The following is a 15888-nucleotide window of genomic DNA, read 5'->3' on the forward strand; positions in this document are numbered from 1 at the left end:
CGCTCAGCGGCGCGCGATGCCTGGCTGCCCGCGCAGCCCAAGCCCGATCAAGCTCGGCATCACCAGCAGCACCAGCGGATACTGCAGCGCAAGGCCGGCGATGATGGCGATGGCCAGCGGTTGCTGGATACCCGCGCCCTGCCCCAGCGCCAGGGCGAGCGGCAGCAGGGTAAGAATCGCGGCCAGCGTGGTCATGCTGATCGGGCGCAGGCGGTCGCGGCTGGCCGCGCGCAATGCCTCGTCCGGCGCCATCACGCGCGCCAGCGCGACGTATTCGGACACATAGAAAATCGCCATCTCGGTGCCCATGCCGATGATCATGGTCATGCCCATCATCGCCGTGATGTTGAGGTCCACCCCGCATAGCCATAGCGCGATGAAAACGGCAGTGGCCGAAAAGAGCGAGCAGCCCATGACGATCAGCGCCAGCCCCGGGCGTCCATACAGGAACAGCAGCAGCACGAGTTCGGCGACCAGCGCCAGCAGGAAGACCTTGCCCAGGCCGATAAAGGCGATCTGCTGTTGCTGGTACAGACCGCCGAGCTCATAACGCATGCCGGCGTCGAGCATGCCCGGCTCGGCCAGCCGTTTCTTGACGTCGCTGACGGCCGCGCCCATGCCGCGCCCCTCGATACGCGCGGTCACCGCCACCATCTGCTGCAGGTTCTCGCGCGAGATCTGCGGCTGGCCGTTTTCCGTGGCGATGGTGGCCACTCGACTGAGCGGAAACACGTGTCCATCCGGCGCGCGGATCGGCAATGCCAGCAACTGCGGGAGCCGCCATTCACCGGCATGGGGCATGCGCACGCGCACACCCACGCTCTTGGTGGCCTGCGGCAGCTGCGTGGCCACGACACCGGTAAGCGCGTTGTTCACCGCCTGGGTGACCGCTTCCACCGTCATGCCTTCGAAGGTGGCCTTGTCGGCATCGACCTTCACGTTGAGCGCATCGCCGGCCAGTTGCACGCCGTCCTTGATCTCCACCACGCCGGGAATATCGGCGATGGCCTTGGCCACCTTCTGCGCCTGCGGCACCAGCCGGCTGGGATCGGCCGCGTAGAGCTTGATCTCGATGGGCTGGGGCACCGCGGTAAGGTCGCCGATCAAGTCCTCCATCAGCTGGGCCAGCTCCACCTCCACGCCGGGAATCTCGTGCTCGACGCGTTCGCGCACGGCGTTCATGACGTCCTCGGTGGGACGCGCGTGGTCCGGCTTCAGGCGCACGAAGAAATCACCGTGATACGACTGCCCCAGGTCACCGCCGAGGCCCGTGCCCAACCGGCGCGAGAAGGTGTCGACCTCGGGCATCTCGCGCAGGATGGCTTCGACCTGCGCCACTTGCCGTGCCGTCTCGGGCAACGACGTGCCCGGTCTGGTGTAGTAATCCATCACGAAGCCGCTTTCATCGGCCGACGGCATAAAGCCGGTAGACACGTGCGTGTAGGCCACGCCGCCCAACACCAGCAGCGGCACGATGGCGACGAGGAGCCAGGCCGGTCGCTTGAACAAGCCGTCGTACAGGCGCGCATGCAGGCGTGCGAGCCAGCTTTCATGGTCCAGGCCAGGGTCATGCCAACGCGTGAAATCCACCAGGCGCCGCAACAGCGGCGGCACGACCCACGCGGTGACCAGCCACGACACGGTGAGCGCGCAGGCCATGGTGACCGACAGCGCCTTGGAGAACGCACCGGTGACACCACTGAGCAAGCCCAGTGGAATAAAGACGATCAGCGTGGCCAGGCTCGAACCGGTGAGCGGCGGCAGAAATTCGCGCGCGGCCGGCAATACCGCATCCGGCCCACCGGTAACGGGCGCGCCGGCACGACGCGCCACGTGCTCGACCATCACGATCACATCATCGATCACCAGGCCCACCGCCGCCGCGATGCCGCCGAGGGTCATGATGTTGAAGCTCATGCCGAGGACTTGCAGCAGCAGCACAGTGACCGCCAGCGTGATCGGCACTACCAGCAGGGCGATCAGCGTCACGCGCAGGTTGCGCAGAAACAGCAGCAGCACCGCCGCCGCCAGCAGCAGGCCGATCACCACGGCATCGCGCACGCTGTGGGCGGACTCCACCACCAGCTCGCTCTGGTCATACCAGGGCTTGAGCTTGACCCCGGCCGGCAGACGGAAGCCGGCGAGCTTTTCGCGCACCTGGCTGGCGATCTGCACCGCATTGCCATCGGGTTGTTCGTAGACGTTGAACAGCACGGCGGGGCGGCCGTCTTCGCTCACCTTGATCCATTGCGGCACATAGCCATCGTGCACCGTGGCGACGTCGGACAGGCGCACCCAACCGTGCGCATCGTTCTTCACCACGATCTGCCGGATGGCGTCGATGCGGCTCAACGAGTGATCCGCCACGACCAGATAGAGCTGGTTGCGATCCTGCAGGCGGCCAACGGCCTGCAACTGGTTGGCACCCGCCAATGCGGTGGACAGGTCGTCCAGGCTGAGGCCGTACTGGGCGAGCCTGCGTGGATCGGCTTCCACCTGCAGCTCCGCCGTTTCGCCGCCCTGCACGTCGACGCGCGCCAGGCCCTGCACCGATGCCAGCAACGGCACGATCTGGTATTGCGCCAGGTCACGCAGCGCCACGGGCGACAACGTGTCCGACTGCAACGCATAGGAGATGATCGGATAGACCGTGGGGTCCATGCGCCGCACGTTATAGGTGGCGCCCGGCGGCAAGCTGGGCAGCACGCGGGCGATGGCCGAGTCCACCTGCAGGGTCGACGCGATCATGTCGCGGCCCCAGCCGAAGTCGATGGAGATCTGCGCGGAACCCCGGGTGGTTTCCGAACGCAGGCCTTCCACGCCGGGAACGATGCGGATGGCTTCTTCCACCGGCCGGGTGAGCAGCAGCGAAGTCTGATCGGCGGGACGATCGCCCGCATCCAGGTCGACCACCACGCGCGGGAAGGACACTTGCGGAAACAGCCCCACCGGCAGCGTCAACGCGCTGGCCAACCCGGCCAGGGCCAGCGCAAACGCCACGATCACGATGGCACGCGCGTGCCTGGCGAGAAACACCGGCGCACTCATGGATGCTTGTCCGCTGCCATGCTGCGCACCGCCATGCCGTCGTCGAGCTGGGTGGCGCCTACCGTCACCAGCGGACGCTTCGCATCCAGCGCGCCGGTGGCCACGCTCACGCTGTCGCTTTCACCCAGGATGCGAACCGGCACCCGCATGGCCTTGTTGTCGGCCACCTGGAACACATAGCGATCGCCCTCGTCGCCCTGCACCGCGTCGCGCGGCAACAGCCAGCCCTGCCACTGGCCCACCACGATCTCGGCACGGAAACCCTCGCCCGCCAACAGCGGGCCATCAGGCACCACTTCCACGTCGAGCTGGTGCGTGCGCGGATTCAGGGCGTGGGCCACGCGACGGACCGTGCCATGCAGCGGCGTGGCGGCATCCAGCGGCGCGAGCTCGACCTTGTCCCCCACCTGCACGCGATCCACCGCCGCGCGCTCGATGCCCACCGTCACCACCAGCCCATCGCCACGCTGCACGGAAAGCAACGGGGCGCCGGGCGGCAACACATCACCCTGCGCGGCCACGATGCTGGCCACGGTGCCATCGAAGGGCACCGTCAGCTCCATCGTCGCGCCGCGGCCCTGCTGCCGCACCAGCGCATCGAGACTGGCTTGCGCGTCCCGCAGGGCCTTGTCGGCCTGTTCCCACTGGTCGCGCGTGGCCAGTTGCTGGGCCAGCAATTGCCCGGTGTGGATGCGTTGCGCCTGCGCCAGCTGCAGCGCGCTCACGCCCTGCTGGTACGCCGCCACCGCGGAAGGCGCCAGCGCGAAGGTAAGCAAGGGCTGTCCGCGCTTCACCGGCGCACCCGCCGTCACCAACCAGCGCGCCACCTGCCCCGCGGCCTGCACGCTGATGACCTGCGCGGCATCTGCGGCGGGTTCGGCGGTGCCGTACGCGGTGACCCGTTCGGGCAGGCTGCCCTGTTGCAGCGGCACGGTGGACACGGCCGCGCTGACGGCACCATCGTCCGCCGCCTCTTCGCCGGAACATGCGGCCAGGGCCAGCACGGCGCTCGCCGCAAACAAGCATCGCAGTAGGGACATCATGGGGCGGTCGGATCCTGTTGCAGTGAAGTGGGCATGCCGCTGCCAACCAGCAGCTCCAGCGCGGCCTGCTGTTCCAGCAAGGCTTGCTCGGTGGCGATCACGGCCATCTGGCGATTGATCGCGGCGACCTTGAGGTCGACCTGATTGCGCAGGTCGAGCAGGCCCGAGCGCGAGGCCTGATCGGCCTGGGCCGCCGCCTGCGCGGCGTCATGGGCGGCCGGCAGCAACGCCAGCCATTGCTCGTGGCATTGCGCGTACTGCGCCAGCAGTGCATCGACTTCGTCGCGCGACGTGGCCAGGCGCGTGGTGTATTCGACATGCAGCTGCTCGCGCGTGGCGCGGGCGATGGCGACATTGCCCTGGTTTTGATCGAACACCGGCAGCGCAAACGTCACCGCGGGCCCGCCATTGCGCACGCGGCTGTTGTCCTGCGAGGCGGCATAACCGAACGACAGCGGCGGAAACTGCGCGAGCACGGCGGCGCGCAGCGTGGCTTCCTGCGCCCGATAACCCAGCTGCAGTGCCACCAGGTCGGGACGCCGATGGCTGATGCTGTCGGCCTGCTCGCGAATCGATGCGACGTCCACGTTGGCCGGAGGCAGCGGCGAAGCCAGCGGCACGACCACCTCGGGCCTGAGCCCAAGCAGGGCCGCCAGTTGCTGTTGCTGATCGAGGCGACGGCGCTGCAGGTCATCCAGCGTGGCGCGCGCATCGGCCGCCGCGGCGAGATCGGACGCGGTGGCCACCCGTTCCATGTTGCCCGCATCCACGGCATGGATGATGCGCGACTCGCGCTGCGCCAGCGCATCCAGTGCCTGTTGCTGCAGCTGGATCAGGCGATCGCCTTCGACCAGGTCGATCACCAGCAACCGGGCCTTGCCCAGCGTCTGCCACTGCTCCCACAGCAGGCTCGCATCCACCGCGTCGGCGCTGGCCCTGGCGGCCTCGCGACGGGGCCTGAGAGTGATGAGCGCGGTGACGTCCTCGCTGATCGACGCCGTCCATGCGGTGGCATCCCCCACGCCCGACAGCAGGTAACCGGCGCTGCCGCCGAGCACCGGATTGGGCATTACGCTGTCCTGGCGGCGCTGGGCTTGCGCGGCATCGTGGCGCGCCTGCACGCTGCGCAGGTCGGGGTTGTTGAGCAGCACCAACCGCTGCACCGCCTGGCTGTCCAGCGGCTGTCCGCCTGCCGTGTAGCCGCGCAGCTGCGATAGCGACGACGCCGACGACGCCTGTACGGGCAGCGGCTTGGCCCGATAGCTGGCGCAGCCGGCAAGGCAAGCGCCGATCAGGACGATGGCAACCCGCCCCGTCCACGCGGATACCTTCTGGATGGGCAAAGACGACAGTCGCACCGGCGATCCCTAAACGATGGGGAACCAACACCCTAACCGGGCTGGCTTAGCGTTGACTTTGTGGCGGACGGCTTTGCACGCTTGGGTGATCGAGGTGCGCCTAACCAAGTCGCCACCGTCAACCTCGTCATCCCTGCGAAAGCGGGGATGAGGGGTACCTGTATGGCTGCTAGCCGTTTGTGTTCCGCAGCAAGGGAATACCCACCCGCACGCGCAGGCCCTGCCCATGCGGCGAGTCGAGCAGCTCGACGCTTGCGTCGTGCAATTGCGCAGCGCGCTGCACGATGGAAAGGCCAAGCCCATAGCCTTCGCCGCGACTACCCGCCTCACGGTGAAAGCGCGCAAATACGGCGGCGCGACGCTCCGGCGGTATGCCCTCGCCGTTGTCGATAACGTCGACCAGCGCATGATCTTGCCCCTGCTGTATCGACAGCTGCACCAGTCCGCCGTCGGGTACGTGGCGCAGCGCGTTCTCCAGCAGATTGCGCAGCAACGCGGCCAGCGCTACCTCGTGGCCGCGCACCCGCAGCTGCCCCGGCGGTAGCTCGACGTCCAGCTCCACATTGCTGTCGGCGATCAACGGCGACAGTTCTTCGATCACCGTGCGGGCCACCGCCAGCAGGTCGATGTCGGTGCGCTGCCCTGCGCGTGAGCTGGTCTCCAGTCGGGCCAGCGACAGCAGCTGTTCCACCCGTCGCGCCAGCGCGGCCAGGCTTTCGCGCGCGCCGGCCAGCGCCACATCGGCTTCGTGGGTGTCGCGGCTGGCTTCGGCGTTCTCAAGATTGATCATGGTGGAAGCCAGCGGCGTGCGCAGCTCGTGCGCCACGTCGGCACTGAAGCGGCGTTCGCGCTCCAGCGCGTCTTCCAGCTGGTTGAACTGGTCGTTGAGCGCGGCAAGCACCGGCTCCAGTTCGCGCGGCGCGTGGTCGAGCACCAGCGCGTCATGCGTGCCCGGCTTGCGCGCGGCCAACCTGGCCGCCAGCGCGTCCAGCGGCTTGAGTCCGCGCCGCACCGCCCAGCCGACCAGCAACGCCAGCACGGGAAGCGCGATCAAGGGCGGCAGGGCGTGCTCCAGCCACAGGGCCTGCGTGATATCGCTGCGACTGTCGTAGCGCTCGGCGGCGCGCACCACGAGGCCATCCGGCGTGGGCGGCAGGGTGAACAGGCGCCAGCGATAGTCCCCCAGGCGCAGGTCTTCGTAGCCTACGTGCTGCGGCAGCGGCGGCGGCAGTTGCTGCAGGTTGCCGGTGGCCAGCAACGCGTGCCCGTCACGGTCGAATACCTGGAAGCCCACTTCGGATTCATAGGTATGCCCATGCAGCACCAGCTTCTGCGTCGACCTGGCGACAATCGGCACCACCACGACGGCGCTATGTCCCCGCAGCGCGGGCAGGCCGATGTTTTCCATCAGCGCCTGGATGGTGCGCGCCGATTGCGCAAGCCGGCCATCGGACAGCTCGCCCACCTCATTGAGGGTGCGCCGGAAGCTGTAGATGCCCAACGGCAGCAGCACCAGTGCGATCACGCCAAGGATCAGCCAGCGCAAGCGCCCCCGCAGGCTGGCGGCGCTCACTTCGGGTCCCGCGGGATCATGTAGCCGAAGCCGCGCACATTGCGGATCGTCTCGAAGCTCAGCTTGCGGCGCAACGCATGCACCAGCACTTCGAGCGCGTTGTTGCCCACGATATGGTCCAGGCCATAGAGCGAGTTCTCCAGGCTCTCGCGACGCACCAGGCGACCGGCGTTTTCCATCAGCGCCTGCAGCAGCGCGAACTCGCGCCGCGTCAGCTCCACCGGTTGGCCGCGAAAGCTCACTTCGGACGTGCCCAGGTCCAGGCTGAGCGCGCCCACGTCGATGCGATTGACCGTCAGTCCGCGCATGCGGCGGCCAAGCGAGCGGATGCGCGCGGCCAGCTCTTCCACGTGGAAGGGCTTGACCAGGTAGTCGTCCGCACCGGCATCGAGCCCATCGACGCGGGCAGCAAGGCCGTCGCGCGCCGTCATCACCAGTACCGGCGTTTCCACATGCGCACGACGCGCCTCCACCAGCACCTCGATGCCGTCGCGACCGGGCAGGCCCAGGTCGAGCAGGATGAGATCGGCCGTGCGATCGCGGATCGCATTGAGCGCCGAGCGGCCGTCGCGCAGCCACGACACCGTATAGCTCAGGCGCTCCAGCGCGCGCTGGATGGCGGCACCGAGCTGGGCGTCGTCTTCGACCAGAAGGATATGCACGAACCGCAGGCTCCCGTTGCCCTGGCAGGGGCGATAGTGCGGGGATTATCGGTCACGTGGCTTATGAAACACTTAAATCGCACGCGCCGGCGTCCTGCCACCCCGCCCCAGTCTCAACACCTGAGACAAGCCCCCGCTGCAATGCCCGTCCCCCGGACGGAGCACGCCGATGAATGCCTTGCCCAATCCCCTGGCCCAGCGCGCGGTGCGGCAGGACGGCTCGCTCGCGGCGCCCGTCAGCGGCGGCGACCAGTTGGCCCGGCGGCTCGCCAAACGCTATGGCGACCGCATCACCGGCAGCTTCGTGCTGCCCGGCAGGGAAGGCCAGTTCGCCCCGCTGCCCGGCGACATGGCTCCCGCACTGGCACAGGCGCTACGCGCGCGCGGCATTACGCAGCTTTACGCCCACCAGGCGCAGGCCTGGAATGCCACGGCCGCCGGCGAGCACGTGGTCATCGCCACGCCCACCGCATCGGGCAAATCGCTGTGCTACACGCTGCCGGTGATCAGCGCGGCCATTCGCCAGCAGGCCAAGGCACTGTTCCTGTTTCCCACCAAGGCCCTGGCGCAGGACCAGGTGGCCGAGTTGCTGGAGTTGAACAACGCCGGCGCACTGGGCGTGAAGGCCTTCACCTTCGATGGCGACACGCCCGGCGATGCACGCCAGGCCATCCGCCTGCATGGCGACATCGTGGTGAGCAACCCGGACATGCTGCACCAGGCCATCCTGCCGCATCACACCAAGTGGGCGCAGTTCTTCGAGAACCTGCGCTACGTGGTGATCGACGAGGTACACACTTATCGCGGCGTGTTCGGCTCGCACGTGGCCAACGTGCTGCGGCGGCTGCAGCGCATCTGCGCGTTCTATGGCGTGTCGCCGCAATTCATCCTGTGCTCGGCCACCATCGGCAACCCGGCCGAGCATGCCAGCGCCTTGATCGAGCAACCCGTCACCGCCATTACCGAAAGCGGCGCGCCGGTGGGCGAGAAGCATGTGCTGCTGTGGAACCCGCCAGTAGTAAACCCTGACCTGGGCCTGCGCGCCTCGGCCCGTTCGCAGTCCAACCGCATCGCGCGCACCGCCATACGCGCCGGCCTGAAGACGCTGGTGTTCGCGCAGTCGCGGCTGATGGTGGAAGTGCTGACGAAATACCTCAAGGACGTGTTCGACAGCGACCCGCGCAAACCGCCGCGCATCCGCGCCTATCGCGGCGGCTACCTGCCCACCGAACGCCGCGCCGCCGAACGCGAGATGCGCGCGGGCCAGGTCGACGGCATCGTCAGCACGTCGGCGCTCGAACTGGGCGTGGATATCGGCGCGCTCGACGTGGTGGTGCTCAACGGCTATCCCGGCAGCGTCGCCGCCACCTGGCAGCGCTTCGGCCGCGCCGGCCGGCGGCAACAGGCGTCGCTCGGCGTGCTGGTGGCCAGCAGCGATCCGCTCGACCAGTACCTGGTGCGCCATCCCGAATTCTTCCAGGGCGCGCCGCCGGAACATGCGCGCATTGCGCAGGACCAGCCGCTGATCCTGCTCGACCATATCCGCTGCGCCGCCTTCGAGCTGCCGTTCAAGCACGGCGAACTGTTCGGCGCGCAGGACGCTACCCCGTGGCTGCAAGTGCTGGCCGAGGAAGGCGTGCTGCACCAGGAGGGCGAACGCTTCGAATGGATCGCCGACAGCTATCCGGCCAATGCGGTGTCGCTGCGTTCGGTGGCCGATGGCAATTTCGTGGTGGTGGATCGCACCCACGGGCGGCAGACCATCGTGGCCGAGGTGGATTTCAGCGCCGCCGCGCTCACGCTGTACGAAGGCGCCATCCACATGATCCAGTCCGTGCCCTATCAGGTGGAACGGCTGGACTGGAGCGGACGCAAGGCCTATGTCACGCGCACCCACGTCGACTACTACACCGACGCCATCGACTACACCAGGCTCAAGGTGCTCGAAGCCTTCGATGGCTCGCCGGCCGGCGCCGGCAGTGCGCACCACGGCGAAGTGCATGTCGCCCGGCGCGTGGCCGGTTACAAGAAGATTCGCTACTACACGCACGAAAACATCGGCTACGGCCCGGTCAACCTGCCCGACCTGGAGCTGCATACCACGGCGGTCTGGTGGCAACTGCCGCAACGCGCGCTGGAGCAGGCGTTCGATCACCGCCAGCAGGCGCTCGACGGTTTTCTCGCGGCAGCCCATGCGCTGCATATCGTGGCCACGGTGGCGGTGATGGCCGAAGCGCGCGACTTGCAGAAGGCCGTGGGCAGTGGCGATGGCGCGTGGTTCGCCACGCCCGATGCCAACGGCCGCGCACAGCTGCGTTCCAGCTTCGGTGAAGCAGCACTGGTCACGCAGGGCCCCTTCATACCCACGCTGTATCTCTACGATGCGTTCCCCGGTGGCGTGGGCCTGAGCGCGCCGCTGTACGAACGTCGCGAAGACCTGGTGCGCCTGGCGCGCGACCTCGTGCATCGCTGCGATTGCCGCGCCGGCTGCCCCGCCTGCGTGGGCCCGGTGCTCGCCGCCGACGAACACAGCGAAACACCGCTGAAGGCACTCGCCACGCGCGTGCTCGACCTGATCGTAGCCCTGTGAACGCGCTGGCCGACAAATTGCGCGGACTGCGCCGCCAGGCTGGCGTGATGCCGGCGCCAGCGCGACGCCCCGAGCCACTCGCCGGCAATCTCAGCCAGTTGCTGGGCGTCCGCCAGCGAGTGTCGGGAATACCGCGGCGCACGACGGAACCAGGCGCGCTCCCCGGACGCACCATCGCGCCGGGCCTGCAGCTCATCGAAACCACCGGCATCTGGCCACCCGCGCCGACGGACTTTCATGCCGGCTTCGCGCGCATCGACGAAATGATCGCCAGCGATCGCCTGCTGTTGTTCGATACCGAAACCACGGGACTGGCCGGCGGCACCGGCACCCGCGCCTTCATGATCGGCGTGGCCGACTGGCACGAAGGGCAGTTTCGCGAGCGGCAGCTGCTTATCTCCACCCTGGCCGCCGAAGCGGCCATGCTCGATTGCTTTGCGTCGTGGCTGCGACCCGATAGCGTGCTCGTGAGCTACAACGGCAAGTCCTACGACGCGCCGCTGCTCAAGACGCGCTTTCGCCTGCATCACCGCGCCTGCCCGCTGGGTGGCCTGACCCATCTGGACCTGCTGCATCCCGTTCGCCGCCGCTGGCGTGGCGTATGGGAAAACTGTCGCCTGGCCACCGTCGAGCACCAGCTGCTGCGCGTCGTGCGCGAAGACGACCTGCCCGGCTCCGAGGCGCCCGCCGCCTGGCTCGGCTACCTGCGCGGCGGCTCCGCAACTCCGCTGCATCGCGTGGCGCACCACAACAGCCAGGATCTGCGCAGCCTCGGCGGCATCCTCGGCCACCTCGCTGCCAACACGGCGCCTCTATCGGCGGGCGCCCCCGGTGACGGGAGCGGCGGTTTCTCCGGCGTGGCTCCCGCTTGCGTGCATCCCGTACTTGGGAAACCATCCCACCCATGACCCTAGGCGATAGCCATACCAGGCAACCCGTTGCGCCCTTCACGATACGCGAGGACGATTTGTCCGGTGAAGCGACGCGGTCGTTGCTGGCATTCCATCTGCAGCAGATGCACGCCCATTCGCCGGCGGGCAGCGTGTTCGCGCTCGATCTATCCGGCCTGCAGGCTCCGCAGGTATCGGTCTGGACCGCATGGCAGGGAACCCGCATCGTCGCGGTCGGCGCACTCAAGGATCTGGGCGATGCCACCGGCGAGCTGAAGTCGATGCGCACCCATCCCGATCACCTGCGCCAGGGTGCCGCGTCCGCCATGCTCGATCATCTCATCGCGGTGGCCAGATCACGCGGCATGCATCGACTGAGCCTGGAGACGGGAAGCGGCCCGGCTTTCGAGGCCGCCCTGGCGCTCTATCGCAAGCGTGGCTTTGTCCAGGGCGAGGCATTCGCCGGTTACGCGCCAAGCCCCTTCAACCAGTTCTTTCATCTCGCGCTTTAGGCGACGCCGGATGCGCCACCAACTGGCGAGTGATTGCATCATGGCTGGATGCGATCAGCCAGGCGCGGAACCTTCGCCGGGGAGAACCAGGAGCCGCCCGGCGGGAATCCCTTCAACTCACTGAAGATCGCATAGCCGTGCTGCCGATAGAAAGGCAATGCCTGGAAATCGAATGTCTCCAGAAACGCATGGGTGCAAGCGCGCTCGATGACGGTTTCCCCGGTCAGCTCCAGAAGAGCGCTGCCAGGTTCTTGACCGCGCCTGCCCGAGCAGGCGTAGCGTGTGGATATATGGCCAGCCAAGGTAGGTGGCACCGACCACCCGCTGGCGGCGTGTGACGGAACTTGTAAGGACGATTCGCAGTCGATCCACGGGACATGGCAAGGACACGCCAGCGTGAGGAACATGTTTGGAGTATCGATCCAACGGGCATCAGGTCGCCGGGTGGCGATCCACGTGGTGCTGATCTGTTTTCATCTCGGCCTGCTGATGATCCTGCTCCGCGTACCCGACCCGCCCAGGCAGCGATCCATTCAGGAAAGTGGACACGCTCGTGATGCCCTCCGCGTTCGACTTATCGCGATGAAGGCACCCCATGCCGTTAGCGCGATCCGCCCTCCATCGCAACCCCTCAACCAGGCGCGCAGGGCATCGCGTTCTTACTCACATCCGCGCCCGGCAGCGCAAAGCACGCCCCCCGTCAAACCGACGCCTGCCGTCCCAGTAGAACCTACGTCAACAACCGAAGAACAGGCGCCAGACATCACTCATGGCGTGGGCTATATATCGGGAGGCACTCTTCTTGGCGGCCAGCCACCGGAAAACATGCGTCGTCCCAACCTGCCCGGATCGGATCGCGTGATTGCCCAGGACGTCCACTTTGTCGATCCCGAAAAACAGGGTGTGAAGCATGTCGTTCGAACGCTTCAGCATTACTTCGGCATCCCCGATCATCATTGCGTGGATGTCGACTCGTGGCGAACCTTGTCCAAACAGGAACTGGTGGATCGCCACTTGTCACCCGAGCAGGTCGGGCAGATTGCTGAAAAATACCATTGCAATTGACACAGTCCGCCATGCGGCGAGGTTCGTAACAATCAGGGCGTCCAAGGAACGTGCGATTACGGTTGCTTCGCATGAAATGAACTGCTTAGTAGGCATCAGCGCCGCTTGGCAAACTCCGCAGCTCGCAGGATCGCGCCGCGATATCCCTCTGACATGGAGCGTCCTCCAAACACATCCAAGGGTATCGTCGGCGACAAGCCGACACCCTCATAGTTGTTTCCACGGGGATCCCGATAGATCTCGGTGGACAGCGACAGGGTCCATCCATTGGGCAAACCCTTGTCCGTTGAGTCGGAGAATATGCCCTGGGTAGACTCACCCACCTGGGTGACCTGAGGCAAGTTGCGCATGCGCAGCGTGAAAACTTCTGCGGCGCTGGAAGTGAGCTCGCTCGTCAGCAAGTAGACCGGCTTCAGGTAACGCGTCCCCGCGTACGGCGACATCTCAAACGGCTGGTCCACACCACCCCGATAGGCACGCTTGCTATAGGCCTCACGCAACTTGTCGGTGAAACGCGCCGCTATATCTGCGGCTACTTCATCCTCGCCACCGAGATTGTGGGATACATCGATCACTAGCGCGCGGGTATCTTCCAGATCATGCATGGCGCGATCCAGCACTGGCTTGAGCAAGGCACGATCGGCTGCCAGATCGGCGTCATCCCTGAATCCAGCCATGGCATTGATGGATAGAAATCCAACATTCCCACCCAAGCGTCCCCAGATCAATCCACCGTCCAAGGCTCTCTGTCGTGTCGCTGGATCAAGCAGTGCGTAAGCCTGGTTGAATTCGTTTGGCATCCACGATTTTTTTACCCAGTCCAGGAAATTGTTGTACTGGCTTTGATGCTCGAACAGTTGCCACAGTCGCTGGAAATCTTGGCCACGAAAGGCTCGTATCCTGAACGGCCTCCCATCCAGCGTGCCGCTGATGCTGGTGTGTGGATCCGCAACGTTTCGAAACAACTCGGCCAGAAGTGCCTGCAGCTCACGATCGGTTTTCATTGTGGCGAGGCGAGGACGCAGTGCTTTCGCTCGCGCCGCCCAATCAACGTCATGCTCACGTTGAAATGGATAGAGCTCAATTAGTGACGCGGCGATGGCTTCGAAGATGAATCCTGGCGCTTTGCGATCAAGCTCCTTCGTACAGGCCACGGGCAATGCCGAGAGCGACTCGGTGCGATATTGGGTGCCATCGGGCGCCGTGGCGAAAACGGCCGTGGATGGCGGCGCTCCAACCGCGTAATAGGGAACCAGATCGTTCACCGATGCCGCGTCCCCCACCTCCGGATCATGCCAACACAAGCCGCCAGCCTGGTGATAGACACCGATGGCACGACCACTAAAGTCGAACAGCATGCCGTAGCTCGGCAGGCCCCAAACGCCTCGGGCAGCGTGTGCGATCGAGTCGCCCTCGACGGTCGACTGGAAGCTTTGTGGCGGCAATATCTGGGCCGATGCTTGCGCGAATGACCCGAACAAGGCGACAACCCCGGATATACCGATCTTGCGCAGGAAAGCACTCGCTGCCACTTTCTCTTCTCCCAAGCTGTCGGACGACGTGAGGTTGGCGGGCCGGCCTCGGCCCAGCCCATATCCTTGCATGACACCTGCTTCGGTTGAAGGCAGGCATATACGCAGACCATCCATATGCTATGGGCATGACAGTCGTCACTGATGTTCGTCACGGGCGCAGACTACCGTTTGGTGATCTACCGGAGAGGATAGGCGCGATGCGCGCACCGAGGAGTTGGGTCCGACGACTTGCTTTCATGCTGCCGGCGCTGCTACTGGCAGGCGCACTGTTGTGGAGCGTGATCTATCGACCGGACCATGCCATCGAAGTGGGCACCGCATCGGTGAGCCAGGTGTTGTGCGAGGAAGTCTTTATCGCGGGACTCGATCCGCAGCGGGTATTCGATGAGGAAGTGCTACCACGCCCCGGTTTGCGCCCCTTGCTCAAGCGCCTTCGCTACGCCGTCGATGACGAGCGACAGCAGGTCGTCACTACCTGGGCGGGACATTTCGCCAGCGTGGCACGTTACCGCGAAGGCTATGGTTGCCTTGCCCCTGCCAGCAATGTCGCCAGTGCCACCGTGAAAGGCATCGGCAACGAATCCCAACCATCAACAGCCTCCAATGCCCCGCTTGCGGCCATACCGGACGGCGTCGCCAACGCGGACCTGGACAAGGCGCTGGATCGTGCATTCGCCGAACCGCCTAGGCCACCTTACCGTCGCGTGCGCGCCATTGTCGTGATGCGCGAAGGAAAGATCATCGCCGAACGATATGCGCAGGGACTTTCCCCGGATACCCCGCTGTTGGGCTATTCGGCCAGCAAATCGGTGATCAATGCATTGGTCGGCATCCTGGTGCGTGAAGGAAAGCTGCGGACGGATGCCCCGGCTCCGGTGAGGTCATGGAACGATCCCGCCGATCCACGCCACGGCATTACGCTCGATCAGCTGCTGCGCATGACCAGCGGCCTCGACCTCACCGAAGGTGATAGCGGCTTCGATCCGGTATCGAAAATGCTGTTCCAGCACAGCGACGACATGGCGGCCTACGCCGAGCAGGCCGCGCTCAAGGCCAAGCCCGGCAACGAGTGGGAGTACACCAGCGGCAACACGCTGATTGTCTCGGCGATCGTGCGGGACGCCGTTGGCGGTCGTGCCGCGGACGTGCAGCGCTTTGCCCATGACGAACTCTTTGGACCGCTGGGCATGCAGCACGCCACCATCGAGCTCGATGGTGCCGGTACGCCGGTAGGTTCGACGCGCGTGCTGGCCAGCGCGAGGGACTGGGCGCGCTTCGGCCAGCTCTATCTGGATGATGGCGTCGTCCATGGCAAGCACCTGCTGCCGGAAGGCTGGGTGCGCTACTCGACCACGCCCACGCTCAACAGTGATTATGGCGCAGGCTTCTGGGTGAACGCCGGCCACGCTCCCAATGCCTTGGGACGGGTCAGCAGCGGCATGCCGGCCGACACGTTCTATGCCTCGGGTCTGTATGGGCAGCGCGTGGTCGTCATGCCTTCCCGGCACCTGGTCATCGTGCGTTTCGGCGCCACCATCGATCCGCCGGATTTCGACATCGCCGGCCTTGAGCGACTGGTCGCCGACGTGATCGCTGCCGATCGTCGCTGATG

12 protein-coding genes are annotated in these 15888 nt (G+C 66.0%); 5 read left to right on the forward strand and 7 right to left on the reverse strand.

Going from position 1 to position 15888, the window contains the following annotated elements; translation table 11 throughout:
* Positions 1 to 3: 3 nt before the first annotated feature.
* The 5 genes from MJ606_RS04130 to MJ606_RS04150 all read right to left on the reverse strand — a co-directional run bounded on the left by MJ606_RS04130 (position 4) and on the right by MJ606_RS04150 (position 7684).
* On the reverse strand, positions 4 to 3048 hold the full coding sequence (locus tag MJ606_RS04130) for an efflux RND transporter permease subunit (protein ID WP_243048129.1): 3045 nt from the start codon (positions 3046 to 3048) through the stop codon (positions 4 to 6).
* Positions 3045 to 4091 carry an efflux RND transporter periplasmic adaptor subunit gene (locus MJ606_RS04135; RefSeq protein ID WP_243048130.1) on the reverse strand — a complete coding sequence of 349 codons (1047 nt, stop codon included), beginning with the start codon at positions 4089 to 4091 and terminating at the stop codon, positions 3045 to 3047. The genes MJ606_RS04130 and MJ606_RS04135 overlap by 4 nt, the downstream gene beginning before the upstream one ends.
* The gene (locus MJ606_RS04140; RefSeq protein WP_243048131.1) at positions 4088 to 5449 is read right to left on the reverse strand and encodes a TolC family protein; all 1362 of its coding nucleotides are present in this window, start codon (positions 5447 to 5449) and stop codon (positions 4088 to 4090) included. Before MJ606_RS04140 ends, MJ606_RS04135 begins: the two co-directional genes overlap by 4 nt.
* Positions 5450 to 5618: 169 nt before the next feature.
* On the reverse strand, positions 5619 to 7022 hold the full coding sequence (locus MJ606_RS04145) for an ATP-binding protein (protein WP_243048132.1): 1404 nt from the start codon (positions 7020 to 7022) through the stop codon (positions 5619 to 5621).
* On the reverse strand, positions 7019 to 7684 hold the full coding sequence (locus MJ606_RS04150; protein ID WP_243048133.1) for a response regulator: 666 nt from the start codon (positions 7682 to 7684) through the stop codon (positions 7019 to 7021). The genes MJ606_RS04145 and MJ606_RS04150 overlap by 4 nt, the downstream gene beginning before the upstream one ends.
* Positions 7685 to 7853: 169 nt before the next feature.
* On the opposite strand from MJ606_RS04150, the gene MJ606_RS04155 reads away from it, so the two are divergent.
* The 3 genes from MJ606_RS04155 to MJ606_RS04165 are packed head-to-tail and all read left to right on the forward strand — an operon-like array spanning position 7854 to position 11676.
* Positions 7854 to 10274: a DEAD/DEAH box helicase gene (locus tag MJ606_RS04155; RefSeq protein ID WP_243048134.1), complete on the forward strand. Its 2421-nt coding sequence runs from the start codon at positions 7854 to 7856 to the stop codon at positions 10272 to 10274.
* Positions 10271 to 11182 (forward strand): ribonuclease H-like domain-containing protein, encoded by a 912-nt coding sequence (locus MJ606_RS04160; protein WP_243048135.1) that lies wholly within the window; start codon positions 10271 to 10273, stop codon positions 11180 to 11182. Before MJ606_RS04155 ends, MJ606_RS04160 begins: the two co-directional genes overlap by 4 nt.
* Positions 11179 to 11676 carry a GNAT family N-acetyltransferase gene (locus tag MJ606_RS04165; RefSeq protein WP_243048136.1) on the forward strand — a complete coding sequence of 166 codons (498 nt, stop codon included), beginning with the start codon at positions 11179 to 11181 and terminating at the stop codon, positions 11674 to 11676. Before MJ606_RS04160 ends, MJ606_RS04165 begins: the two co-directional genes overlap by 4 nt.
* A gap of 38 nt (positions 11677 to 11714) precedes the next feature.
* On the opposite strand, the gene MJ606_RS04170 is transcribed toward MJ606_RS04165, so the two are convergent.
* Positions 11715 to 12083 (reverse strand): hypothetical protein, encoded by a 369-nt coding sequence (locus tag MJ606_RS04170; RefSeq protein ID WP_243048137.1) that lies wholly within the window; start codon positions 12081 to 12083, stop codon positions 11715 to 11717.
* Here MJ606_RS04170 and MJ606_RS04175 point away from each other — a divergent pair.
* On the forward strand, positions 12082 to 12741 hold the full coding sequence (locus tag MJ606_RS04175; protein WP_243048138.1) for a hypothetical protein: 660 nt from the start codon (positions 12082 to 12084) through the stop codon (positions 12739 to 12741). The genes MJ606_RS04170 and MJ606_RS04175 overlap by 2 nt on opposite strands.
* 95 nt (positions 12742 to 12836) lie before the next feature.
* Here the strand turns inward: MJ606_RS04175 and MJ606_RS04180 are convergent, their stop codons facing one another.
* A complete protein-coding gene (locus tag MJ606_RS04180) occupies positions 12837 to 14390 on the reverse strand; it encodes a S41 family peptidase (protein WP_243048139.1) in 1554 nt (517 codons plus the stop codon).
* A gap of 122 nt (positions 14391 to 14512) precedes the next feature.
* On the opposite strand from MJ606_RS04180, the gene MJ606_RS04185 reads away from it, so the two are divergent.
* Positions 14513 to 15886: a serine hydrolase gene (locus MJ606_RS04185; RefSeq protein WP_243048140.1), complete on the forward strand. Its 1374-nt coding sequence runs from the start codon at positions 14513 to 14515 to the stop codon at positions 15884 to 15886.
* Positions 15887 to 15888 lie beyond the last annotated feature (2 nt).

Source organism: Dyella sp. RRB7 (genome assembly GCF_022761115.1).
Classification (GTDB): domain Bacteria; phylum Pseudomonadota; class Gammaproteobacteria; order Xanthomonadales; family Rhodanobacteraceae; genus Dyella.